The sequence below is a fragment of the Pseudomonas oryzagri genome (assembly GCF_020831405.1).
Taxonomy (GTDB): Bacteria; Pseudomonadota; Gammaproteobacteria; order Pseudomonadales; family Pseudomonadaceae; genus Geopseudomonas; species Geopseudomonas oryzagri.
Map to the genome: position 1 here is coordinate 1 of NZ_JAJHPU010000034.1, position 23,188 is coordinate 23,188.

General features: G+C 67.3%; 17 protein-coding genes. 12 read left to right on the top strand and 5 right to left on the bottom strand.

Annotation, left to right across the window (positions count from 1 at the left end):
• The 8 genes from LMJ29_RS11905 to LMJ29_RS11940 all read left to right on the top strand — a co-directional run.
• Positions 1 to 456: hypothetical protein (locus LMJ29_RS11905; protein ID WP_229605742.1), on the top strand; the 456-nt coding region annotated here is incomplete at its 5' end.
• Between the two features lie 125 nt (positions 457 to 581).
• Entirely contained in the window at positions 582 to 857 is a 276-nt protein-coding gene (locus LMJ29_RS11910) for a hypothetical protein (protein ID WP_229605743.1), read from the top strand.
• A gap of 57 nt (positions 858 to 914) precedes the next feature.
• Positions 915 to 3,032 carry a peptidase domain-containing ABC transporter gene (locus LMJ29_RS11915; RefSeq protein WP_229605744.1) on the top strand — a complete coding sequence of 706 codons (2,118 nt, stop codon included), beginning with the start codon at positions 915 to 917 and terminating at the stop codon, positions 3,030 to 3,032.
• A gap of 1 nt (position 3,033) precedes the next feature.
• A complete protein-coding gene (locus LMJ29_RS11920; RefSeq protein ID WP_229605745.1) occupies positions 3,034 to 4,374 on the top strand; it encodes an HlyD family type I secretion periplasmic adaptor subunit in 1,341 nt (446 codons plus the stop codon).
• Positions 4,371 to 5,621 carry a S8/S53 family peptidase gene (locus LMJ29_RS11925; RefSeq protein WP_229605746.1) on the top strand — a complete coding sequence of 417 codons (1,251 nt, stop codon included), beginning with the start codon at positions 4,371 to 4,373 and terminating at the stop codon, positions 5,619 to 5,621. The genes LMJ29_RS11920 and LMJ29_RS11925 overlap by 4 nt, the downstream gene beginning before the upstream one ends.
• A complete protein-coding gene (locus tag LMJ29_RS11930) occupies positions 5,618 to 6,964 on the top strand; it encodes a TolC family outer membrane protein (RefSeq protein WP_229605747.1) in 1,347 nt (448 codons plus the stop codon). Before LMJ29_RS11925 ends, LMJ29_RS11930 begins: the two co-directional genes overlap by 4 nt.
• Positions 6,965 to 7,055: 91 nt before the next feature.
• Positions 7,056 to 7,697: an MBL fold metallo-hydrolase gene (locus LMJ29_RS11935; RefSeq protein WP_229605748.1), complete on the top strand. Its 642-nt coding sequence runs from the start codon at positions 7,056 to 7,058 to the stop codon at positions 7,695 to 7,697.
• 93 nt (positions 7,698 to 7,790) lie between these two features.
• Positions 7,791 to 8,501 (top strand): OmpA family protein, encoded by a 711-nt coding sequence (locus tag LMJ29_RS11940; RefSeq protein ID WP_229605749.1) that lies wholly within the window; start codon positions 7,791 to 7,793, stop codon positions 8,499 to 8,501.
• A gap of 471 nt (positions 8,502 to 8,972) precedes the next feature.
• On the opposite strand, the gene LMJ29_RS11945 is transcribed toward LMJ29_RS11940, so the two are convergent.
• Positions 8,973 to 9,335, bottom strand: coding sequence for a hypothetical protein (locus LMJ29_RS11945; protein WP_229605750.1), 363 nt, complete (start codon positions 9,333 to 9,335; stop codon positions 8,973 to 8,975).
• 578 nt (positions 9,336 to 9,913) lie between these two features.
• Here LMJ29_RS11945 and LMJ29_RS11950 point away from each other — a divergent pair.
• Entirely contained in the window at positions 9,914 to 12,436 is a 2,523-nt protein-coding gene (locus LMJ29_RS11950; RefSeq protein ID WP_229605751.1) for an insulinase family protein, read from the top strand.
• A 154-nt stretch (positions 12,437 to 12,590) separates the two neighbouring features.
• On the opposite strand, the gene LMJ29_RS11955 is transcribed toward LMJ29_RS11950, so the two are convergent.
• Both LMJ29_RS11955 and LMJ29_RS11960 read right to left on the bottom strand, forming a co-directional pair.
• Positions 12,591 to 14,765 carry an FAD-dependent oxidoreductase gene (locus tag LMJ29_RS11955; protein WP_229605752.1) on the bottom strand — a complete coding sequence of 725 codons (2,175 nt, stop codon included), beginning with the start codon at positions 14,763 to 14,765 and terminating at the stop codon, positions 12,591 to 12,593.
• 194 nt (positions 14,766 to 14,959) lie between these two features.
• Positions 14,960 to 15,898: an AEC family transporter gene (locus LMJ29_RS11960; protein ID WP_229605753.1), complete on the bottom strand. Its 939-nt coding sequence runs from the start codon at positions 15,896 to 15,898 to the stop codon at positions 14,960 to 14,962.
• 581 nt (positions 15,899 to 16,479) lie between these two features.
• On the opposite strand from LMJ29_RS11960, the gene LMJ29_RS11965 reads away from it, so the two are divergent.
• The 3 genes from LMJ29_RS11965 to nahK all read left to right on the top strand — a co-directional run bounded on the left by LMJ29_RS11965 (position 16,480) and on the right by nahK (position 21,700).
• Positions 16,480 to 17,655: a porin gene (locus LMJ29_RS11965; protein ID WP_229605754.1), complete on the top strand. Its 1,176-nt coding sequence runs from the start codon at positions 16,480 to 16,482 to the stop codon at positions 17,653 to 17,655.
• A gap of 312 nt (positions 17,656 to 17,967) precedes the next feature.
• Positions 17,968 to 19,131, top strand: coding sequence for a nitric oxide-sensing protein NosP (nosP, locus tag LMJ29_RS11970; protein WP_229605755.1), 1,164 nt, complete (start codon positions 17,968 to 17,970; stop codon positions 19,129 to 19,131).
• On the top strand, positions 19,061 to 21,700 hold the full coding sequence (gene nahK, locus LMJ29_RS11975) for a hybrid sensor histidine kinase/response regulator NahK/ErcS' (RefSeq protein WP_229605756.1): 2,640 nt from the start codon (positions 19,061 to 19,063) through the stop codon (positions 21,698 to 21,700). The genes nosP and nahK overlap by 71 nt, the downstream gene beginning before the upstream one ends.
• Before the next feature lie 176 nt (positions 21,701 to 21,876).
• Here nahK and LMJ29_RS11980 read toward each other — a convergent pair whose 3' ends face one another.
• Positions 21,877 to 22,215 (bottom strand): hypothetical protein, encoded by a 339-nt coding sequence (locus LMJ29_RS11980; protein WP_229605757.1) that lies wholly within the window; start codon positions 22,213 to 22,215, stop codon positions 21,877 to 21,879.
• 2 nt (positions 22,216 to 22,217) lie between these two features.
• Entirely contained in the window at positions 22,218 to 22,991 is a 774-nt protein-coding gene (locus LMJ29_RS11985; RefSeq protein WP_229605758.1) for a hypothetical protein, read from the bottom strand.
• Positions 22,992 to 23,188 lie beyond the last annotated feature (197 nt).

The following is a 23,188-nucleotide window of genomic DNA, read 5'->3' on the forward strand; positions in this document are numbered from 1 at the left end:
GGTCTGGGCAACGAGTACGGCTACGCCTACGACTCCAGCTACAGCAGCTACGACTGGTTCGGCTATGGCTACTACGAGGCCGACCTGAGCAATCCGGGCGACCAGCTGTACTACTTCACCTACGTGTACGGCAACGGCGACAGCTACTCGGGCTACGGCTTCGAGGATGCTGGCACCTACTACGCCGGCCAGTACTGGTACACCTACAACGAGACCGGTAACTACGGTTACTACTACATCACTGCGGTCTATGACGGTTATGCCAGCTACGGCTACGACGAGTATGTAGGTGTCTACGAGTACTACGACGCCGAGGCTGGGCAGTATCTGAGCAGCGTGTACGGCGAGTCGTATTACGGTCTGGGTAACGAGTATGGCTACGGCTACAACTCGAGCTATTCGGACTGGGATGACTTCGGCTACGGCTACTACGAGGCTGACGTCTCCGTAGTTTAAGTAGTCGCATAGTTGTTCAGGGGTGGCCACTCGCGGGGAACCGTGAGTGGCCATTTCCGAGTGTGTGATCGGAATGGCGGGGCTTTAATGTTTCGTATTCTGGCGGGTTTAAACGATTTAATAAAATGAAGTTAGAGGTGAGCTTGATGGAACATCTTTTTGCCGATGCAGTGAGTGAAGTTTCGATCGCCGGTGGCGTGGTTCGTATCGTGTTCGGCGTCCAGCGCAAGGCTTCCAAGGATGCCAAGCCGGAGCTGCAGCAGACTTTTTCGCTGAATATCCCGCTGGAGGGCTTCGCCAACAGCATGCCCTCCCTGCAAGGTCTCATCGACAAGCTGGTCAAGGATGGCGTTCTGAAGACTCGGGATGCCAAGCAGCTGGGTTCGCCGAACTTCAACTGATGAATCAGGGTTTTGGCGGGGGGCTTTGCCCCCCGTTTTTATGCAGGAAGTGGCAAGTTGGCTGAAAAAAAATCTTTGCAGGATTGCCTGGTCTTCATTCATCCGGCGAAACGTTTCGATGAGCAGTTGATTGACGAGTTGTCTGCGGCAGTCAAGGCAAGGATTGGCGATTTTCCACTCTCGACCGATGGTCTGGCCGTGGCCATTTCGGACGTCGATCTCGACGGTCTTGCCAGTGCAGTCGCCGACGAGCGCAAGGTGGTGGCGCAGCTGGCCAACGGCAACTGGGTTGTGCCGGTGGCCTTCAAGTACGAGCTTGGCGAAATCTCGACTGTCGAGCTCCATGATCCCCTGGCCAGCGAGCAAATGATCAGCGTGCCGCACGAAGCCTTCATGCGGCAGTGGTCGGGAACGCTGTTGCAGTTGCAGGAACCCCAGGAGGTGGCGCCTCAGCCTGCCCAGGTGGTTCGCGGGGCACCCGGCGTGGCGGACATCGCCAGGATATTCCGGGACTACCAGCGTTTCCTCAGCCCCATTCTGTTCGCCGGGTTCCTGGTCAGCCTGTTGTCGCTGGCGAGCCCATTCTTTCTCATGCTGGTGCTCGACAAGGTCGTTTCCTACCAGGCATGGTCGACGCTGACCACGCTGGTCATCGGCGCGGCCTTCCTGCTCGGCTTCGAAAGCACCTTCGAATACATCCGCGCCCAGTTCCTGGGACGAATGACCAAATCCGTCGGCACCGATGCCTCTGCGCTCATGTTCCGGCACACCGCATCGCTGCCGGCCGAGATTTACGAGAGCCGGCCGCTCGGCGCGTGGATCGGCGACAACCGGCAATCCGAGCGAATGGTCAGGATGCTCCGGCAGATCGCCATGTCGTCTACCGACTACCTGTTCGCCCTGCTGTTCTTCGCCGTGCTCCTGTGGATCAACTGGATTCTCACCTGCGTGGCCGTGGCCACCTGCGTCCTGCAGATCGCTTTCGCCTTCTACTGGCGGGGGCAGGAAGAGCGCAAGGCCAGCGAGAGCCGGGCCGGGCTGGAGCGGCGGGAGACCTTCCTGGTCGAGACGCTGACCCACCTGCGCACCATCAAGATCCTCGGGCTGCTCGGTCGGCGGGAGGACGAATATGCGCAGAAGGTCGCCGAGGCCGAGCAGTCCCGACAGGAGCGGGACGATGCCGAAGCCTTCGTGCGCTCCGTGACCACCTTCATCGAGCGGTTGGGCAACATCGTGATGCTCGCGGTGGGTGCCGCCATGGTCATGCAGTCGAGCCTGAGCGTGGGGGCCCTGGTGGCGTGCAACATTCTGATGCGGCGCCTCACCGGACCGCTGGCCCGTCTGCCGGTACTGCTGCACGACCTCAAGGAGCTGCAGAACATCCACGGGCGCTGGCAGGAGATCCTGCGCGGTGCTCCGCCGCTGTCCGCGGCAAGGCGAGAGCGCAAGAAACTTCTCGGCGCCGTGGAGTTCAAGAAGATCTATTTCCGCCATGGCCGGGACTCGCGGTTCCAGCTGATGGTCGATGCCACCTTCCCGCGCGGTGAAACCCTGGCCGTGGTCGGCAGGTCCGGGGCGGGCAAGACCACGGTTCTCAACCTGATGCTGGGCCTGAACCAGCCCCAGGTTGGGCTGGTCTGCCTGGATGGCAGCGATCTGCGCGAGCTGGACATCGAGCACGTGCGCAAGCAGATCGGTGTGGTATCCCACGACGTCGGGCTGTTCCGGGGCACGGTGAGCGACAACATCGCCGCCTGGGACCGGAGCATTTCGCTGGAGCGCATCCAGGCCGCCGCGCGCATGGCCTTGGCTCACGATTTCATCCAGGCCCTGCCGAAGGGCTACGAAACCCTGATCGGCGACGATGGCGCCAACCTGTCCTCGGGGCAGAAGAGCCGCCTGGCGCTGGCACGCGCCCTGGTCCGTGACCCGGCGCTATTGCTGCTGGACGAGGTGACCGGCGACCTCGATCCGCTGACCGAGCAGGGGCTGATCGCCAACATCATCGAGTGCCGGCGCGGACGGACGACGATCTTCTTCACGCACCATGAGTTCGTCGCCAGCCGGATGGACGCGGTGTTCTTCCTCGATGACGGCCGCCTGGTCGCGGCGGGGCAGCATGAGCGGCTGCTGAGAGAGAATGCCGCCTACCGGAATCTGTGGGGGCGTGGTTGAGATGAGCGATCGCTTTGAGAGCTTGGGGGTGGGTGCGCGCTTGAAGAACCCCGGGACACGCATGCTCTATGCGTTCGGTGGCCTGCTGCTGGTCGTCCTCGTCTTCGTCGCCATGGTCCAGGTGGATCGCGTCGTGTCCGGGCGGGGCAAGACCGTTCTGCAGGAGCCCAACATCGTCCTGCGGCCCTCGGTCAAGTCGCAGGTCAAGGAGATCCATGTCCGTGTCGGCGACCGGGTGAGCAAGGGCAGTCCGGTACTGACCCTGGACCCGACGGTTTCCGAGTCCGAACTGAACAAGTACCGGCAAAAGGTGGAAACCTATGCGGCGGAGGTCCGCCGCCTCGACATGGTGCTCGAGGGCCGGCACACCGCAGCCGATCTGCAGCGGGCCGGCTCCACCGAGGACGACATGCTCGTCTCGGAGATGCGCGAGTTCGAATACAAGATGCAGAAGTATCGCGAGCAGGAGGGCGCCTTGCAGGAGAAGCTCGATGAGCTTGCCCAGCGCCTGCCGATGCTGCAGGAGCAGCTCAAGTTGTCCAGCGACATCGAGAAGATGTGGGACGACCTGGTCAACAAGGAGAACTACGGCTCGCGACTGAACTGGTACAAGGCCAGTCAGGATCGCATCAAGGCCCAGTCGCAGTACTCCGAGGTGCGCGGGGAAATGCTCAAGTCCCGCGGCGAGCTGAAGAAGCTCGTGGCCGAGCGCAAGGGCTTCGCCGAAGAGTGGCGCTTCGACAAGATGGACAGCCGCCTGCAGGCCGAACGCAATCTGCAGGAAGCCCGCCAGGAAGTTGCCAAGGCGGCCTACGAGAATGCCTCGGTGGAGTTGGTGGCTCCCGAGGACGCGATTGTGGTCGAGTTGTCCGATACCGCGGTCGGCACCACGGTGTCGCCGACGGACGTACTGATGAAGCTGGTGCCGGCTCGCCTGCCCCGTTTCGTCGACGTGCGCCTGAGTGCCACCGACGTGTCGATGGTGGGGGCGGGCATGCCGGTCGACATCAAGCTCGACAGTGCGCCGTTCCAGAAGCACGGCTTCCTGCGCGGCACCCTGCAGTCGGTGACCTACGACTCGTTCGACAAGGACTCCCAGTCAAGCAGTAGCCGGGGCAAGGATATTCCCAGCAACGTCTCCCGGGTCGCCGCGGAAACCGAGCAGTTCTACCTGGCACGGGTGGAGATCACCCAGAACGAACTCAAGCACCTGCCGGAGGCCTTCCGCCTGATGCCGGGCATGAGCGTCGAGGCCGATATCAAGATCGGTCAGCGGCGTCTGGTCGAGTACCTGTTGTTCCCGGTCATGCGCGTCGTCAACGAGGGGCTGCGTGAACCATGATGAGCCGCCTGTCCATGCGCTGGCGCTGGCCAGTGGTTGCCGTCGTCTGCCTGGCGCCACTGCTGGCGCAAGGGGACGATGCGCCGCACCGGGATTTTCTCGAACTGGCCGCGGGGTGGTGTTCCGGCGCGGTGCGAGCCGACAGGCCGGTCGCCCGCGGGCGCCTGCCGCTGGGCGGCGATCGTTTCGCCGGATTCGCCGACTTCGCCCAGGATAACGGCGATATCCTCCGCGCCTACGACCCCGACCCGCGCTCCGGAGCACGCATCTACGAGCTGTTCAATCGCAGCGAAAGGGGCCTGCGCGCCGCGCTTTCAGGGCGGCTCGATGCCGATTGCCGTGCGGTGGAGGGGCGCGAGATCCACTACCTGGCGTCCGGTCGTGCCGAGGCGATCGAGCACCTCGGCGCGAACCTGGTACGGACCGGCCGGCGCGAGTTGCTTAACCCGCCGGTTCCCGCCGGCAGCGATCCCGGCGGCATTCGCGTGGCGCTGGTCGATTCCGGCGTCAACTACCTCATCCCCGAGGTGGCGCGCGCCCTGGCCCGCGACGAGCAGGGCCGCAGCCTCGGCTACGACTTCCGCGAGATGGATGACCGTCCCTTCGACGTGGATCCCCTCAAGCGCGGACCCTTCGCGCCGGTACGGCACGGCACCTCGGTCGCCAGCGTGCTGCTGGCCCACGCCCAGGGGCGCCTCAGCCTGGTGCCCTACAGCTTCCCGGGCAACGATTTCCGCCGCTTCCGGATGCTGGTCGACGATCTGCGCCGCAAACAGGTGCGCATCGTCAACATGTCCATCGGCAACACCGATCCGCGTGGCCAGCGCAACTGGCAGGAGATCGTCCAGGCCATGGCGTCGGTGCCGGAGGTCCTCTTCGTGCTGGCCGCCGGCAACGAAGGGCGCGACCTGGGGGACGCGGCTGCCGCCACCTCCCGGCCGGCCAATGTCCTGGTGGTCGGCGCGGTGGATGCTTCCGGTGCGGTGTCGCGGCTCAGCAATCATGGCGCGGGGGTCGATGTCGCCGCGCTGGCCGATCCGGTGGCCGGACGCGGCTTCGACTGGCGGCCCCGCGATCTGCGCGGGACCAGCTTTGCCGCCCCGCAGATCGTGGCGCTGGCCGCGGGCATCCTGCAGAAGGAGCCGGGGCTCGATGCCATGGAACTGAAGCGGCGCATTTGCTCGGCAGCAACACCCGTACGCGGCGAGCGCGAGATCGCGTGCGGTTATATCGAGGCGAGGTTGTGAATAAACGACTTTTGAAACTGCTCGTTGCGGGGCTGTTGGGGCTGCCTGGCTGGGCCGGCGCCATGGACGTGGTGGAGGTCTATCAAAAGGCACTGCTGAACGACCCGCAGTATCGCGAGGCCGTGAATACCTATCTTGCCGACCGCGAGGCCAAGCCGCAGGGGGTTGCCGGCCTGTTGCCCAAGGTCGAGCTGCGGGCGGCGCTGGATCGGGTTTCCCAGGAAAAGGAAATCGACTCCCAGAGCACCAGCAGTGAAGTCGACTTCACGCGCAAGGACTACGACGTTCGCCTGACCCAACCCTTGTTCGACGCTGAGAAGCTGGCGCTCTACGACCGCGGGAAACGCAAGGCCCTGCAGGCGGAGTTGACCCTTGAAACCGCTCGGCAGGACCTGCGTCTGCGGGTGGTCAAGGCCTTCTTCGATGCGTTGTACGCCGAAGATACGCTCAACACCTATCGTGCCCAGCAAAAGGCCACCTACGACTTCATGGATCAGGCCCGAAAAAGCTTCAAGATCGGTACGGTGACGGCGAGCGATGTCTACGACGCCCAGGCCCGCTACGAGCTGGTTTCGGCCAAGGTCCTGCAGGCCGAGGTCGATCTCGAGGTGCAGCGCAAGGCGCTGTGGGTCTTGGCGGGGGAGCCGGTCGATACGTTGTCGCCGCTGCGCAAGTCCATCAAGCTGCAGCCGCCGGTGCCTGGTGAGCTGCAAGGCTGGCTGGATCAGGCGGCCCGCTCCAATCTGGATGTGCAGGTACAAAGTTACGAAGTCGATATCGCCTCGGCCGAGGTCGACTACAACAAGGCCGGGCACTATCCCAAGCTCGAATTTACCGCCAGCCTGGACCTCAACGACCAGTCCGCGACCATGTCCAGCTTTTCGGAGGAAGGTCCGGGGCAGAACACCAACGAGTCCTATGTGGGACTGCAGGCGACCGTGCCGCTGTTCGAGGGCGGTTACGTGATGTCCAGGGTGCGCGAGGCCAAGTACGCGATGCTGGCGTCCAGCGACAAGCTCGATGCGGTCAGGAAGGACTCGGTGGAGTCGGCGCGCGAAAGCTTCATCAATACCACGGTGGGTGCCAGGAAGATGGATGTCTTCCGTGCCGCGGTGTCGTCGAGCAGGGATTCGCTGCGCGCCAGCAAGCTTGGCTATGGCGTGGGTGTCAGAAGCGCCGTCGATGTCCTCAACGCCCAGGAGCAGTTGTCCCAGGCCTTGCGCGAGCAGGCGAAGAACTTTTACGACACCTTGAGTTATTCCCTGAAGTTGAAGGCCGCGGTCGGTGCGCTGCGCGACGAGGATCTGATGCAGCTGCGGGGCTACACGAAGCACGCCCACTGACGGCTGCCCCTGGCCCGCATCGACGATCGCCCCGAAAAGCGATGCGGTGTGCCAGAATTGCTCGGTCATCGACTCTCAAGCCTCTTTGCCCATGAGCCCCCAACCCAGCCTGATCCGCGAAACCTTCCCCGTCGGGCCGTTGCAGTGCAACTGCACCATCATCGGCGATCCCGTGACCAAGAAGGCGATCGTCGTCGACCCGGGCGGCGATCCCGAATTGATCATGGCGCGCCTGGACCAGCACGGCCTCAAGGTGGTCAGCATCGTCCATACCCACGCCCATCTCGACCATTTTCTCGCCGCGGGGCAGATGAAGGAGCGCACCGGCGCCACCCTGCACCTGCACCAGGCGGACCAGTTCCTGTGGGACAGCCTCGAGCTGCAATGCCGCATGTTCGGCGTGCCCTACACCCCGGTGCCGGCGCCGGACCAGTGGCTGCAGGATGACGAAGAGCTGGCCTGTGGCTGCGGCGTGGCGCTGCACACCCCGGGGCACACACCGGGCTCGATGAGCTTCTGGTTCGAGGATGCCAAGCTCCTGATCGCCGGCGACACCCTGTTCCGCCGCGGCATCGGCCGCACCGACCTGTGGGGCGGCGACTACGCCACCATCGAGCGCTCGATCAAGCAACGCCTGTACAGCCTCGACGAGGATGCGACCGTGATCACAGGTCATGGCCCGCAGACGACGCTGGGGGAAGAAATGCGCGAAAATCCGTTCATCCGTGCCTGACGAGCGAGCGCGGCGGGAATTTCTCGCCGCCGCCAGCCTCTAATGGCCAGTTGCCCCATATTGCAGGGGCCTGAATCGTCCAAGGAGAGTTCAATGAAACTGTCGAGTCGTCTGATCCTGTCCGCCGTCGCCATCGCCATGTTGAGCGGCTGCGCCTCGCAGAGTCCCTACGATCAGAGCGCCCAGACCGGCCAGACCGAATCCACCGGCATGAACAAGACCGCCAAGTACGGCGGCCTGGGTGCCCTGGCCGGCGCTGCCGCCGGTGCGCTGATCAACCACGACAACCGCGGCAAGGGCGCCCTGATCGGCGCCGCGGTGGGCGGCGCCGCCGGTGCCGGCTACGGCTACTACGCCAACAAGCAGGAAGAACAGCTGCGCCAGCAGATGCAGGGCACCGGCGTGGAAGTGCAGCGCCAGGGCGACGACATCAAGCTGATCATGCCCGGCAACATCACCTTCGCCACCGCTTCGGCCGACATCTCCAGCGACTTCTACAGCCCGCTGAACAACCTGGCCAACTCCTTCAAGCAGTTCGACCAGAACAGCATCGAGATCGTCGGTCACACCGACAACGTCGGCGGCTACCAGTACAACATGGGCCTGTCCCAGCGTCGTGCGCAGAGCGTGGCCAACTACCTGCTGTCGCAGGGCGTCAACCCGAGCCGCGTGACCACCCGCGGCGCCGGTCCGGATCAGCCGATCGCCAGCAACTCCAGCGACGCCGGCCGCCAGCAGAACCGCCGCGTGGAAATCAACCTGCGCCCGCTGCCGGGTGCCCAGACCGGCACCACCCAGCAGTAAGAAACGCCTTCGATCGCGCCGGTTTCCGGCGCGGGCGAGGAGGGAGAAAGGCGCTGCACAGCTGCAGCGCCTTTTTTATGGGCGCGAATCGGTATGGGCGGTGGATTCGCTCCACTTGCCATGGAAATACGCCCATCGATCTTGTCTGCCGATATAGAACCTGGGAAGCAACCGCTGTACGCGAACGGCAAAGCTCCCGTGGGGCGAGGTATAGCCTGACTTCATATCCCGGGCGTCCGGCACGCAGAAGGAAACGTATACCACGGTCGCTGCCACAGGGGCGCCGCCGGTATATACGAGACAAGTATGAGGGACGCTGTCCGGGTATATCTCATCAGTCCCATTGGCTTCGCTGGACTGCGCGGTGCCGATCTCCCATACCTCGCGCTTCCATTGCGCGTTGGAAGATTCAGTATGCTGAGAGTGCAGGCCCATAACAGGGGTCGTGTATGAAATAGCGATATGTAGCCGTTACAGACTAAGCGCGAAGTCGAACAAGGCTTCGCCGGCCTCTGGGAGTACGTCCAGCAAGCTTTCGCCTTCCTCGGCGCTATAGATTCCGAAGATCTCCTCGCCGGCGAATACCAGCGAGTCGGTACTGCTGAATACCGCTTCAACCCAGCTTTCGTTCACCGTCTGGCTATCCTGGAAGATATAGTCGGCGTTGGCGACTATATCTTCCACGCCATTTTGCATGGACTCGGCGAGCAGCTTTACGCCGGCGGCCTCGTCGTCCGCATTGGCGATGAACTGGATGACGCTCTGCGGGCCCTCGAGGTCGCTGATCAGCAATTCATAGCCGCCATCGCTGTAAGCCAGAATCAATTGTTCCATCTCCACACCCTGATAGTTGGTTTTGATTCACCGCCCGGGTACGAGTGCTAAGGTTGTAACGCGCAACCCCGCTTCAGGCGATCGCATGGAAAAGCGTCCAGCGCAGTGGGAAGGGCGTGCGGACATATAACGAGTCTTGCCTTCATGGTATTTCCCCTCGACCTCCTCGCTTTGCACCTGCGAACGCCGATAGAAACGGTAGTACAGGTGGAGAATCGATGGGGGTAGTGCTGTTCTGCCATTTCGGCATAAACCTTACTTCATACCGGTGGTGGGGCCTGCGCTAAGGAAGGGCGGAAAAAGGTCGGCTTATTCTTCTGTTTGTCCTTATTCTTTTTCCACCAGCAGAACTGCTACATGGAAATCAACTTGTGCCCGCTGCCGCGTGCTCGGACCGGCAACAGCGCAGGACGCCTGCTGGCGCCGGTTGCCGGTGCGCGGGCGAGACTGGAAAGAGGCGCTGCACGGCCTTTTGGGCGTGCGGTACTTTGGTCGCAGGCGCCTGCGACTCGCGCAGGGTTGCCGGCCGTCGGGCCTGGGGGGATGCTGCGAACTCTGCCCTGTGACAAGCTGGCCCCATGGATTGCGAATTCCCCTCCCTGCCCGGGCGCACCCTGCGTCTCGACAACGGCGTGCAGGTCGCCCTGCTCCACGATGCCGCGGCGTCCCGCGCGGCCGTAGCGGCCGGCGTGGCGGTCGGCAGCTTCCACGAGCCGCCGCGCTGGCCAGGCCTGGCGCATTTTCTCGAGCACGGCCTGTTCCTCGGCAGCGCCGCCCACCCCGGCGTCGCCGCGTTCGCCGACTACGTGCACGGCTGCGGCGGGCGCTACAACGCCCGCACCCTCGGTCTGCAGACCCTCTACTACCTGGAGGTGCCGGCGCGAGAGCTGGCGCAGGCAGCAGGCCGGCTGGTCGACCTGCTGGGCCGGCCGCTGCTCAGGGAGGATCGCCTGGCCGCCGAGCGCGAGGTGCTGGAGGCCGAATACCGCGCGCGCTGCGCGGACGGCGACTGCCAGCTGCACGGCGCCCTGGCCGGGCTGCTGCAGTCCGAGCATCCGCTGGCGCGTTTCCACGCCGGCAACCGCGCCAGCCTGGACGGCAACGATGCGCAGCTGTTCGCCGACCTGCGCGCCTGGCACGCCCGCCACTATCGCGGCGGCAACCTGCGCCTGCTGCTCAGCGGTCCGCAATCTCTGGACGAACTGGAGCAACTGGCCCGCGAGCTGGGCGGCGCCCTGCCGGCGGGCGAGCCGCCGGCCGCGGCGTCCTGGCCGGCACTGTGGCCGGCCGGGCAGGGCGCGCGGGAATTGACCCTCGAGCAGCCCCAGGCGCTGCAACGCATGAGTCTGTGGCTGCCGCTGGCGGTGGCGGCGCAGGACGAGGACGAGCTGCTCGCCCTGCTCGGCGAAGCCGCCAGCCAGCCGGCGGCCGGTGGCCTGCTGGCCGAGTTGCGCAGCCGCGGCTGGGCGCAGCAGGTAGCGATCGACTGGCTGCCGGGCGGCGGTGGCGAGGGGCTGCTCGGCCTGCGCCTGGAGCGTCCGGCGATCGGCGCCGCGCCGCCGCCGGTCGTCGCCGCGCCGCCGCCGGTCGTCGCCGCGCTTTGCGTCGACTGGCTGGGCCGGCTGGCGAGCGACCCGGCGCTGGCGCCGGGCGAGGTCGAGTGGCGGGCGCTGTGTCGCGAGCGGGCCTGGCAGGAGGCCGAGTTGGCGCCGATGGAGCGCGCCGGCCTGTGGCTGGCGCGCTGGTTGCGCCAGGGCGAGGGGATCTTGCCGGTGGGGCGGCCACCGCGTGCGCCGGCGGCGCTGCTGGCCGCGCTGGCAGGTCTGCAGTTGTCCCGGCTGATCGTCCAGGACGCCCGGACGGCGCTGGACGACGGCGCGCCGACCCCCTGGTTCCCGGTGCGCCGGCGCGTTCGCCCGCTGCTGCTGCCGCCGCCGGAAGGCGTGCGCTGGCTGCCGGCGCCGACCAATCCGTTCCTGGCCGCCAGCGCCCCGGCGGCGCCGGTGGCCGAGCATCCCGGCCTGCGCCCCGGCCAGGCCGCGCTGCTGCTGCTCTGGCAGCCGCCGGGCCTGGATGCGGGCACCCGCCTGGCCGCCGAACTGGCCGAGGCGGCGCTGGCCGGACACTGGCAGCAGGCGCTGCACGGCGCCGCGCGGCTCGGCCATGTCTGGCAGGCGCTGCCGCGTCCCGGCTGGCTGCGCGGCTGCCTGAGCGGCCCGGCCGCCAGCCTGCCGGCGGTGCTGGAGCGCCTGCTGGCGGGGTTGGCGCAGGGCGAGCCGGCGCAGTGGCGCGTCGACCTGCAGCGCCAGCGCGCCCAGGTCGCGCAGCAGATGCTGTTGCGCCGCCTGCTGGCGCATCCGGCGGCGCAATGGCGCGAGGCGGATGAGCTGGCCGAGCTGCCGCTCGACGGCCTGGACGACGGCGAACTGCGCCGCCTGGTCGAGGCGTTCGTGGCCGGCGCCGCGCGCCAGGCCCTGCCGTTCGGCCCGCTGCCGGCCGGCGTGGCGGCGGGCTTCGCCCCGGCTCGGCAGGCGCCGCCGCGCGAGTCGCGGACCTGCCCCGGCGGCGAGCGGCATCTGCAGCTCGAGCTGGGCGGCGACGAACACGCCGTGCTGCTGCGCGTGCTGGCCGCGCCCGACCAGCCGCAGCAGGAGGCGGCCTGGCGGCTGCTGGCGGTGCTGCAGCAGGGCGCCTTCTACCAGGCGCTGCGTGTCGAGCAGGGTCTGGGCTACGCGCTGTTCAGTCGCTTCCAGGCCGGCGAGCAGGGCGCCGAGCTGCAGTTCGGCGTGCAGTCGCCGCACGCCGACGGCGCGCGCCTGCAACAGGCGATCCGCGAGTTCCTCGCCCGCTCCGCCGCCAGCCTGGCGACACTGGACGAAGACCGTCTGGCCCAGGCCCGGCAGGCGGCGCTCGACGGCCTGCTCGGCCCCGACAACCGCCGTGCCCGCCTGCTGCGCGCCTGCAGCGACTGGCTGGGCGGGCGTGAGGCCGGCAATGAAGCGGCGGTGCGCGCTGCGCTGACAGGGCTGAGCCGGGCGGATCTGCAACAGGCCGCCGCCGACCTGGCGCAGGCCGAGTGGCGCTGGCTGGTCAGCGGCTGATGGGCGGTACGCTGGGTTGCTTGACTCCACTGCGAATGACCGAGGTGCCGAGGCCGCGACGCGTCATGGGGCGGCCATGGCGAGCAGCGACCACGCGGTAGCGTGGCTCCGCGCGCCGAAATCGACCCGATGACGCAAGCAAACCGGCCACCGCTCAGCCCTGCGGCGGCTTTTCCCGCCGGTGGCGTCGCTTGCCGCGCTGCCACGCGTGCAGGCGGCGTAGCAGCCGGAGCTGCCAGGGCGCCACATGGGCCCTTTGCCAGGCGCCGGCGGCGTACTTGTTGGCCTCGCTCAGCGTCGGGTAGACGTGGATGGTGCGCAGCAGCTGCTTCAGACCCCGGCCGTGCTGCATCGCCGCGACGAACTCGGCGATCAGCTCGCCGGCATGCTCGCCGACGATGGTCGCGCCGAGGATGCGGTCGCGTCCCGGCGCGCTGAGCACCTTGACGAATCCCTCGGTCGCCTCCTCGACGATGGCGCGGTCCAGCTCGGCCAGCGCGAAGCGGGTGACTTCGCAGGCGATGCCCTGCTCGTGCGCCTCCGCCTCGCTCAACCCGACGCGCGCCACCTCCGGGGCGGTGAAGGTGGCCCAGGGAATCGCCCGGTAGTCGGCGCGCAGCCGCCAGAAGCCGCCGAACAGCGCATTGAGCACCGCGTAGCCGGCCTGGTGGGCGGCGACGTGGGTGAACTGCCAGGGGCCGGTGACGTCGCCCACCGCGTACAGGTGCGGAAAGCGCGTGGCCAGGTACTCGTCGGTCTCCAGGGTGCCGTTGGGGCGGCGCACCAGACCCAGCGCCTCGACGTCCAGGCCCTCGACGTTGGCCACCCGGCCGAGCGCCAGCAGCACGCGGTCGAAGCCCAGCGTCAGCGGGTGACCGCCGCCGAGGTCGCGGCACACCAGCTGGCGCTCGCCGTCGCGGCGCTCGAAGCGCAGCGCCTGGTGGTGCAGGTACAGCGCCACGCCGTCCTCGACCAGCGCCGCCTGCACCGCCGCGCTGGCTTCCGGGTCCTCGCGCAGCAGCAGGCGCTCGCCCATCTCCACCAGGCTCACCTGGCAGCCCAGGCGCTGGAAGGCCTGCGCCAGCTCGCAGCCGATCGGTCCGCCGCCCAGCACCAACAGGCGCGCGGGGCGCTCGCGCAGGCTCCACACGCTGTCCGAGGTGAGCGGCTCGACCAGCTCCAGGCCGGGGATGTTCGGCACCAGCGGCCGCCCGCCGCTGGCGATGACGATCGCGCGGCTGGTCAGCCTGCGGCCGGCCACCTCCACCGCCCAGGGGCTCACCAGGCGCGCCTCGCCCTCGATCACCTCGACGCCCAGCTCGCGGTAGCGCTCGGCCGAGTCGTGCGGTTCGACCGCCGCGATCACCCGTTGCACCCGCTCCATCACCGCGGCGAAGTCCGCCTCGCCGCTGGCCCGCCAGCCCAGCCGTGCCGCCTGGCGCAGCTCGCCGGCGAAGCGCGCCGAGCGCAGCAGCGCCTTGGACGGCACGCAGCCGCGGTTCAGGCAGTCGCCGCCCATCTTGCCCTTCTCGATCAGGGTGACCCGCGCGCCGAGGGCGGCGGCCAGGTAGGCGCTGACCAGCCCGCCGGCACCGGCGCCGATCACCACCAGGTTGCGCTCGAAGCGCCGCGGCCGCTCCCAGCCGGCGTACACCCGGCGGGCGCGCAGGGCGTCCACCAGGCGGCGGGCCAGCAGCGGAAGCATGCCGAGCAGCACGAAGGCGCCGAGCAGGCCGGGCGAAAGGATGCCGGCCAGGCTGTCCAGCCGGCCCAGCTCGCGGCCGGCGTTCACGTAGACCAGGGTGCCCGGCAGCATGCCGAGCTGGCTGACCCAGTAGAAGGTGCGCGTCGGCAGGCGGGTCAGGCCCATGGCCAGGTTGATCAGGAAGAACGGGAACGCCGGCACAAGGCGCAGGGCGAACAGATAGAAGGCGCCGTCGCGCGCCAGGCCGCGGTCGATGGCGTCGAGCAGGGGACCGCAGCGCCCCGCGACCCAGTCGCGCAGCACGAAGCGGCTGCTCAGCATCGCCAGGGTGGCGCCGACGGTGGAGGCGAAGGACACCAGCAGGGTGCCCTGGATCAGGCCGAACAGCGCGCCGGCCACCAGGGTCAGCAGCGCTGCACCGGGCAGCGACAGCGCGGTCACCGCCACGTAGACGAGGAAGAACCAGCCGGCCGCCCGCCAGGGATCGGCGGCGACCGCGTCGGCGAGCCGGCTGTGGGCGGCCTTGAGGTGGGCGAGGTCGAGGTACTGGCCGAGGCCGAGGACGAAGAAGGCCGCGACCAGGCCGAGGATCAGCGCGAGCAGCGCCAGCCGGCGTGCGTCCACCGCCTCAGTCCTGGCGGCCTTCGTGGCGTCGGGCGCCGCGGCGAGGAGCGCGCGGGCGGGGAGCGGGGATCCGGGCGAGTGCCGGCCAGCCCGGGGGCTGCGGCGGCGGAGTGGCGTGCATGCAGGGCCTCTGTGCGGCGAGGGAGTCCTGCAAGGATAGTCCCTGCGCGCCGCGCGGGCCGCCGCCCTGGCGGTCAGGCCAGCGGGTGCGGCAGCACGCCGAGCAGCAGGCTCATGGTCAGGAACGATAGCGCCGTGGCCGTCACCAGCGCCGCCGCACAGCGCTGCTCCAGGCCGAACGGTTGGCCGAGCAGCGGGTAGACGCTCATCATCGGCGCGCTGGCGAACAGCAGGCCGGCGACCTTCAGCGTCGGGTCCATCGACGGCACCAGGGCGAAGGCGGCGAATACCGCCAGCGGATGCAGGACCAGTTTGCCGAGGGCGACCTGGCCGACCTCGGCCAGCATGCCGCCGGGGCGCAGGCCGTACAGCGAGCCGCCGATGACGAACAGCGCCGCCGGCGCCGAGGCCTGGGCCAGCAGCTCGACGCTGCGCAGCAGGATCGGCGGCAGGCGCAGCTCGAGCAGCGACAGCGCGAGGCCGACCACGATGCCGACCAGCATCGGATTCTTCGCCAGCCGCCGCGCGGTCTGCGCCAGCATCTCCCGCGGTCTGGCGCCGTGCTGCCGGCCGGCCTCGGCCAGCGCCAGGGCGAGCGGGATCATCAGCAGGTTTTCCACCAGCATGCCCAGCGCCATGGCCAGCGCCGCCGGCGTGCCCAGCACCATGGCCACCACCGGATAGCCGATGAAGCCGCTGTTGGACACCGACATGCCCATCGCGCTGATCGCCGCGCCCTGCAGGTTGTCGCCGCGCAGGCGCGACAGCGCGAAACCGCCGGCGAATACCGCTAGCGAGGCCAGGCCATAGGCCAGCAGGTAACCGGCATTGAGCACCTCGCCGATGGAGCGCTCGCCGAGTGCCTTGATCAGCAGGGCGGGCAGGGCGAAGGAGATGACGAAGGTGCCGATGCCACGGAACTGCTCGCGGCTGAGCAGGCCGGCGCGCGCCGACAAAAAGCCCAGGCCGATGAGTATGAAGATGGGGGTGGTGATGGCGAGGATGTCGAGCATGGGGCGATCCGGCGGGCGGCCGCTTTGGGCCGCGGATGGGCGGGTGTCGCTGGATTATCGGCAGCGCCCCGCGCCAAGGGAACGGCCCTGGGCGTTTGCGTTCGATCAGCGCACGAAAAACGCGCCGGCCCCCCCGCCGGGAGGCAATCGTCGGCCTTTATCCGCCGTGCTCCCTCTACTGCCCACAGGGCTGGACCGACAGGGGCGCAGCGGCTCCACTCGCGGGCTCGCTCACCCGCACGTGTCCGGCCCTATCCCCACCCCGCAACGATTTTTTCAACATTTTCATCACTTTTCTTCAACAACGCGGTCCCTATAAGTGACCAAGTCTCCGCGGTCGCACCGACCGATATATTTCCACTAGCGATTAACTTCTACCGTTTACTCCTAAAGCATCGATCCCCCTGCGTTAGTAGCACGACTTTGGCCCGGTACGGATGAGCGGCCTTGGAGTCGGGTCGTACTGGCGTGCCAAAGCATCATTCATCCGGCGCTAGCGCAGAATACGGGGCGTGCAGGCCCGCTTCGGATAATCCGCTCGACTGTTGGATCAGGCAGTCGTCCTGACGCAAGCGGAGACAATGATGAACAAGAACAAAGCCTGCTACTCCCTCCTGGCGGCTGCCACCGCCCTGGCAATCAGCCTGCCGGCCTCGGCCGAGATCAAGTTGTACGACAAGGATGGAGTCACCTTCTCCACCGACGGCTACTTCAACACCTTCTACGTCAACAGCGACGTCGACCGTGCCGGCGAGCAATTCGACCGCGACCAGTCGCGCGTCAAGATGGGCTTCCTGCCCAACTACATCGGCTTCAACTTCGGCAAGCAGGTCGACGACCTCAAGCTGGGCGGCCGCTCCTCGTTCTGGATCACCATCAACGACAGCGACACCAACGGCACCGCCACCGCCATCGACGTTCGTCAGTTCTACGGCACCGCCGGCGGCGCCGAGTGGGGTGAAGTGCTGTTCGGTAAGGACTTCGGCCTGTTCGCCCGCTCCAACATCCTGCTCGACGAGTTCCTGACCGGCTATGGCCAGGTCAGCGATACCCTGGGCCTGGTCGACGGCGGCGGTGTGTCCTTCGGCAACATCGGCACCGGCTACCCGTACCCGTTCCCGACCTCGCAGATCACCTACCGCTCGCCGGTGATGGGCGGCCTGCGCATCGCCGCCGGCATCATGGACCCGGTGGACACCACCGACGACGCCAGCGCCCCGCTGAACGAGGCCTACCAGGAAGCCCCGCGCTTCGAAACCGAGATCACCTACCAGTTCGAAGCCGCCGGCGCGCAGATCTACTCCTGGGTCAACGGCATGCAGCAGAGCTCGGACAACACCGACGACAGCGTCGAGGACGTCGACTCCACCGGCGTCGGCTACGGCGTGCAGGCCAAGATGGGCAACCTGTCGCTGACCGCGTCGGGCTTCCAGGCCGAGGGCATCAACCCGTTCTTCACCAACAACGCCGGCGAGGCGCTGCTGCGTGAGGTCGACAGCGAAGGCTACCTGCTGCAGGGCTCCTACCGCTTCGGCAAGAACCGCGTGGCCCTGTCCTACGGCAAGACCGAGGACGACGGCAACGGCCTGGGTACTGCGGCCGACTACGAGACCCGCGGTATCGCCTTCTTCCACGACGTCAACGACAACCTCAAGCTGGTCGCCGAGCTGAACCAGTTCGAGATCGAAGGCAAAGATACCGACGCTCTCGACGAGGAAACCCGCACCATCGCCTTCGGTGCCGCGCTGAGCTTCTAAGCACAGCCGGCTCCGGCCGGGGGACGGCTGGAAAGCGACCGTGGGTGCTTTCCAGTCGATGCGCAGCGGTGGCGGGGCAGCAGTCCCCGCCATCCCCCGGACGGCAGCGAATTCCCGGTAAGCAACGGACGGGGCAGCGTGCAGAGCGCCGTAGGTCTCTGCAGCCGTCCCCGCCCGTCGGCCGGCACGGCCCTCGTGCCGCCACCTTCCGTACCCCCAAAGGCGGGGGTAGCCAGTACCCAAGTAGCATTAGCTGCCCGCCGCCCTCTTCTTAGAATGATCCCGTGTCTGTTCTACCGGTCTGGAGGCGACGTGGAAGAGGATCTGAACGACGCCGTCCGCATGGCCCTGTCCGAGTCGACCGACCCGGAAACCGTGGCGCAGGACCTGGCGCGCCAGTTGATGCACCCGCACCTGGGCTGCGTGCTGTTCTTCTGCAGCGCCGAATACGACCTGCCCGCCCTGGCCAACGCGCTGGAACAGTACTTCGGCGGCGTGCGCCTGGTCGGCTGCACTACCGCCGGCGAAATCACCCCGCACGGCTACGGCCGCGGCTGCGTCAGCGCCGTCGGCTTCGATCACCGCCGCTTCTCCATCGCCGCCACGCGCATCGATGCGCTGGACAGCTTCAGCCTGCTCGACGCCCAGCACGTGGTCGCCCAGTTGGTCGAGGAGTGCCGCGGCAGCCGCCTGGACCCGGTGGTCGGCCACAGCTTCGCGCTGACCCTGCTCGACGGCCTGTCCGCCCGCGAGGAGCTGGTGCTCTCGGCGCTCAACGCCGCCTTCGGCAGCATCCCGCACTTCGGCGGCTCGGCCGGCGACGACAACTACCTGACGCGCACCCACGTCTACCATGACGGCCGTTTCCACACCGGCTCGGCGGTGGTGGTGCTGGTACATACCACGCTGGACTTCGAGGTGTTCACCACCCACCACATCCTGCCGCTCGGCGAGAAGCTGGTGGTGACCGCCGCCGACCCGGCCAGCCGGACGGTGTACGAACTCAACGCCGAACCGGCGGCCCTGGAGTACGCCCGCCTGCTCGGCGTCGACCCGCAGCAGCTCGACCTCGCCACCTTCGCCCTGCACCCGCTGGCGGTGCGCTTCGGCGAGCAGTACTACGTGCGCTCGATCCAGCGGGTCAACCCGGACCTCAGCCTGACCTTCTACTGTGCGGTGGAGAACGGCATCGTCCTCACCGCCATGCAGCCCGGTCCCTTGTTGCCCAACCTGCAGGCGCTGTTCGACGGCCTGGAGCAGCGCCTCGGGCCGCTGCTCCTGACCATCGGCTGCGACTGTTTCCTGCGCCGCATGGAGGTGGAAGCGCGCGGCATGGTCGCCGATACCGCCGCCCTGCTGGTGCGCCAGCGGGTGATCGGCTTCAACACCTACGGGGAGCAGTTCAATGGCATGCACATCAACCAGACCTTCACCGGCGTCGCCATCGGACGACCCGGACGGGGCCTGTGTCGCTGAGCTGCGCGCGCAGCTCGCCGAACTGGAGGCGCGCAACCGCAAGCTGGAGCGCATCAACGCCGCGCTGGTCGAGCGCGTCGAATCCTCCGGGCCACAGGGCGCCGACGCCTACGCCGCCTTCCAGCACTCGGTGGTGCTCGCCGAGCAGGTACGCGAGCGCACCGAGGCGCTGAACCGCGCGATGACCGAGCTGCGCACCAGCAATGCGCTGCTCAGCGAGGCGCGCGGGCGCGCCGAGACCGCCCACCAGCACCTGATCGACGCCATCGAGAGCATCTCCGATGCCTTCGTGCTGTTCGACGCCGAGCAGCGCATCCTGCTGTTCAACCGCCGCTTCCAGGCCCTCTGGGGCCAGCTGCAGAACCGCATCCGCCGCGGCATGCGGCTCGCCGAGGTGCGCCGCCTGGCGATCAGCTCCGGCCTGGTGGTCGAGGAGCACGTTGGCGCCGACCAGGAACGCGTCCTCTACCGCCTGCACGACGGCCGCTGGGTGCAGGTCAGCGAGCGGCCGACCCGCGAGGGCGGCCTGGTGATCCTCTACACCGACATCACCGAGGTGAAGATCAACGAGACCGTGCGCCGCGAACAAGCGGTGGCGCAGAAGTCGCACCTGCTGCAGCGCACCATGGACAACCTGTCGCAGGGCGTCGCGGTGATCAACGCCGAGGGCGAGCTGGAGCTGTGGAACGGCCGCTTCCTCGAACTCACCGGCCTCGCCCCGGTCCAGGCGCACCGCCCGTTCGCCGAGGTGATGGCCGACAGCGAGGTGGCCCTGCTCACCCCGAGCAGCCGCGACGCCGGCGGCCGTCCGCTGCACGAGCGCGAGCAGCGCCTGGCCGACGGCCGCGTGCTGGAGGTGCGCACCCATCCGATGCCCACCGGCGGCTACGTCAACACCTACACCGACATCACCGAGCGCTACCACTACGCCGAGACCCTGCGCGAGAGCGAGCGCTGGCTGCGCCTGATCACCGACCAGGTGCCGGCGCTGATCGCCTACATCAGCGGCGACCTCACCTACGAATTCACCAACAAGGTCTACGACGAGTGGTACAGCTGGCCGCGCGGCGCCATGCTCGGCCAGAGCATCCACGAGGTGCACAGCGAGGAGCACTACCGCCTGCTCGAGCCGTACATCGAGCGCGCCTTCGCCGGCGAATGCGTGACCTTCGAGGTCGCCGAGCGTAACCGCGCCGGCCAGGAGCGCTACATGCTGCGCTCCTACGTGCCCAACCGGCAGCCCGGCGGCGAGGTGATCGGCATCTTCGTGCTGATCCGCGACATCACCGAGCGCCGGCGCACCGCCGAGGCCCTGCACCAGGCCTACCAGAACCTCGAGAAGCGCGTGCGCGAGCGCACCGCCGAACTGACCGCGGTGAACAGCCAGCTGCGCGAGGAGATCGCCGAGCGCGCCCGCGCCGAGGCGCGCCTGCGCGAGGCCAAGCGCGAGGCCGAACAGGCCAACCTGTCGAAGACCAAGTTCCTCGCCGCGGTCAGCCACGACCTGCTGCAGCCGCTCAACGCCGCGCGGCTGTTCACCAGCGCGCTGCTCGAGCAGCCGGTGCCGGCGCCCAGCGCCGGGCTGATCCGCAACGTCAGCAACTCGCTGGAGGACGTCGAAGGCCTGCTCGGCACCCTGGTCGACGTCTCCAAGCTCGACGCCGGGGTGATCAAGCCCGACGTCGGCGCCTTCGCGGTCGCCGACCTCCTCGACAACCTCGCCGCCGAATACCACCAGATCGCCGCCAGCGAAGGCCTGACCCTGGAGTTCGTGCCCAGCTCGGCGCTGGTCAAGAGCGACATGCAGCTGCTGGCGCGGGTGCTGCGCAACTTCCTCAGCAACGCCATCCGCTACACCGCCAGCGGCCGCGTGCTGCTCGGCTGCCGGCGCCGCGCCAGCGGGCTGTCGATCGAGGTATGGGACACCGGCGCCGGCATCGCCGCCGACAAGCTCGGCGAGATATTCCAGGAGTTCAAGCGCGGCGCCCCGGTGCGCACCACCCAGGACCGCGGCCTGGGCCTGGGCCTGGCCATCGTCGACAAGATCGTGCGCATGCTCGGCCACCGCATCCGCGTGCACTCGCGCGAAGGCTTCGGCTCCTGCTTCGCCGTCGAGGTGCCCTACGCGCGCAGCGTGTCGCGGCCGCGCGAGCAGAGCGAGCTGCTGCCGCCGCCCGGCGAGCACCTGCAGGGCGCGCGGGTCTGGGTGGTCGACAACGACGCCGCCATCTGCGCCGGCATGCGCACCCTGCTGGAAGGCTGGGGCTGCGCGGTGGTCACCGCGCTATCCGGCGAGGATCTGGCCAGCCAGGTCGACACCGTGCAGGGCGTGGCCGATATCCTGATCGTCGACTACCACCTCGACAACGGCCATACCGGCGCCGAACTGGTCCAGGAACTCAACGCCCGGCGCAGCACGCCGCTGCCGGTACTGATGATCACCGCCAACTACAGCAACGACCTCAAGCAACAGATGCGCGAACTCGGCCACGTACTGATGCACAAGCCGGTGCGACCGATGAAGCTGAAGACGGCGATGAGTCATCTGCTGGAGCGCGGGCGGGGGTAGGGGCCACCGCTCCGGCTGGCGCCAGCCGCTGCCCCGGAGTGCGCGCCTGACGCGGGCTGCTCTGCGCCAAATGCGTTCGCTGGTGGAGGGGGGCGTTCGGATAGGTCGAGGTTCTTCAGCAGGCGGGTCGCAACTGTGCGTGCGACCCGCCTGCTTTCGCGCTACGTCGATAATGCCTATATCGCTACGAGAAGTGCGTCGCCAACTTCTTCCAGAAAGTCGATCAACACCGGGACCTCAGGGCCGCTTGTTTCGGCGACGAAGATGACGGCCTCCTGGTAAACCAGCGTGTCGGTGTTCGCAAATAGTTGCTCCGCCACCAGGTCTTCGGAGTCGGTCGTCTCGAAGAAGTCATTCATGTTCTGCTGGCCGTGGTTGAACAGGTTGCCCGCGAATTCGGTGACGGAAGTACGTTGAGCGGAAAGACTTCCGCCCTGGAACGTATAGCTGATGCTGGTGTTGGCCACTTCGGCGGTCCAGTTGCCGTCGACGATATGGATCAATGTTGCTGGCATGATTACTTCCTTGTGTCTTCGATGATGACGTCCACGAACAGCGACGAATGGCCTGCAGTGGGTCGCGCCACGATCTTGAAGCCAACTTTTGCGGCGTCCCAGGTGTAGGGTTCGGCGGGGATCTTGCCTGCCAGCGTCCATTCACCGCCATCGGTGCTCACGTACCAGACCGGGGCGTCGCCCAGGCCCAGGATCTGGTAGTTGAAGTGCACCCATACGCCGAAGTTCGTTCCTCTTCCGGCCCAGCACAGCCAGATGCCGGAGTTGAAGGCGATAAAGGCATCGAAATTCTGGCTGGCGGCAATTGCCTGTTGGCCGCTGTGGGCGTCGAGCGTGTCGCCCGGCGAGGTGCTCAGCCAGCTGAAGCCATCCCACAGGTTCGCGCCCCAGGTGCTTCTCTGGAATGCCTGGGAGGAGTAGTTGGTGAACTGGATGGAGATGTACTTCTCGTCGGCGCCGACGGTAGCGGGTGCTGACGCGCCGGCTTCGCCGTGTTCGGCCGGAAGTTGCGCGGTCCATTCGAAGTACGGATTTTCTCCGCTTCTGATGCATTCGACGAGTTCGCTGCGGAACGGTCCGTGCTCCGCAGAGAAGCTGAATGCATAGTAGCTTTCGCCAATGGCGAAGAGATTGTCGTCGGTGCAGGCGATGCTCAGGCTGGCGGTTATCCGGCCGTCCTGCAGGGACAGTGTGTGGACTGCCTGGGCATTGTCGAGGACGAGTTCGTTGTTGCGGTTGTAGATCGCTGCGCTGGTGAGCGGGGTGGTCTTTTGCATGGAAATTCCCTTTGCCGTGTTGTCCATGTATGGGTGCTGCTTTGGGGGTTGTGGATATTCCTCTCTGTAATCGGGGTTTAAGTCGGGTCGGCTCCCTAGGTGAGGTGAGCCGATGTGCGCTTGCCTGGTGCTCGGCCGCAGTCCTGCCCGGGGAGGTTCCGATAGCCTGCAGAGTGCCTCCTCCGCCCGGTCAGGGG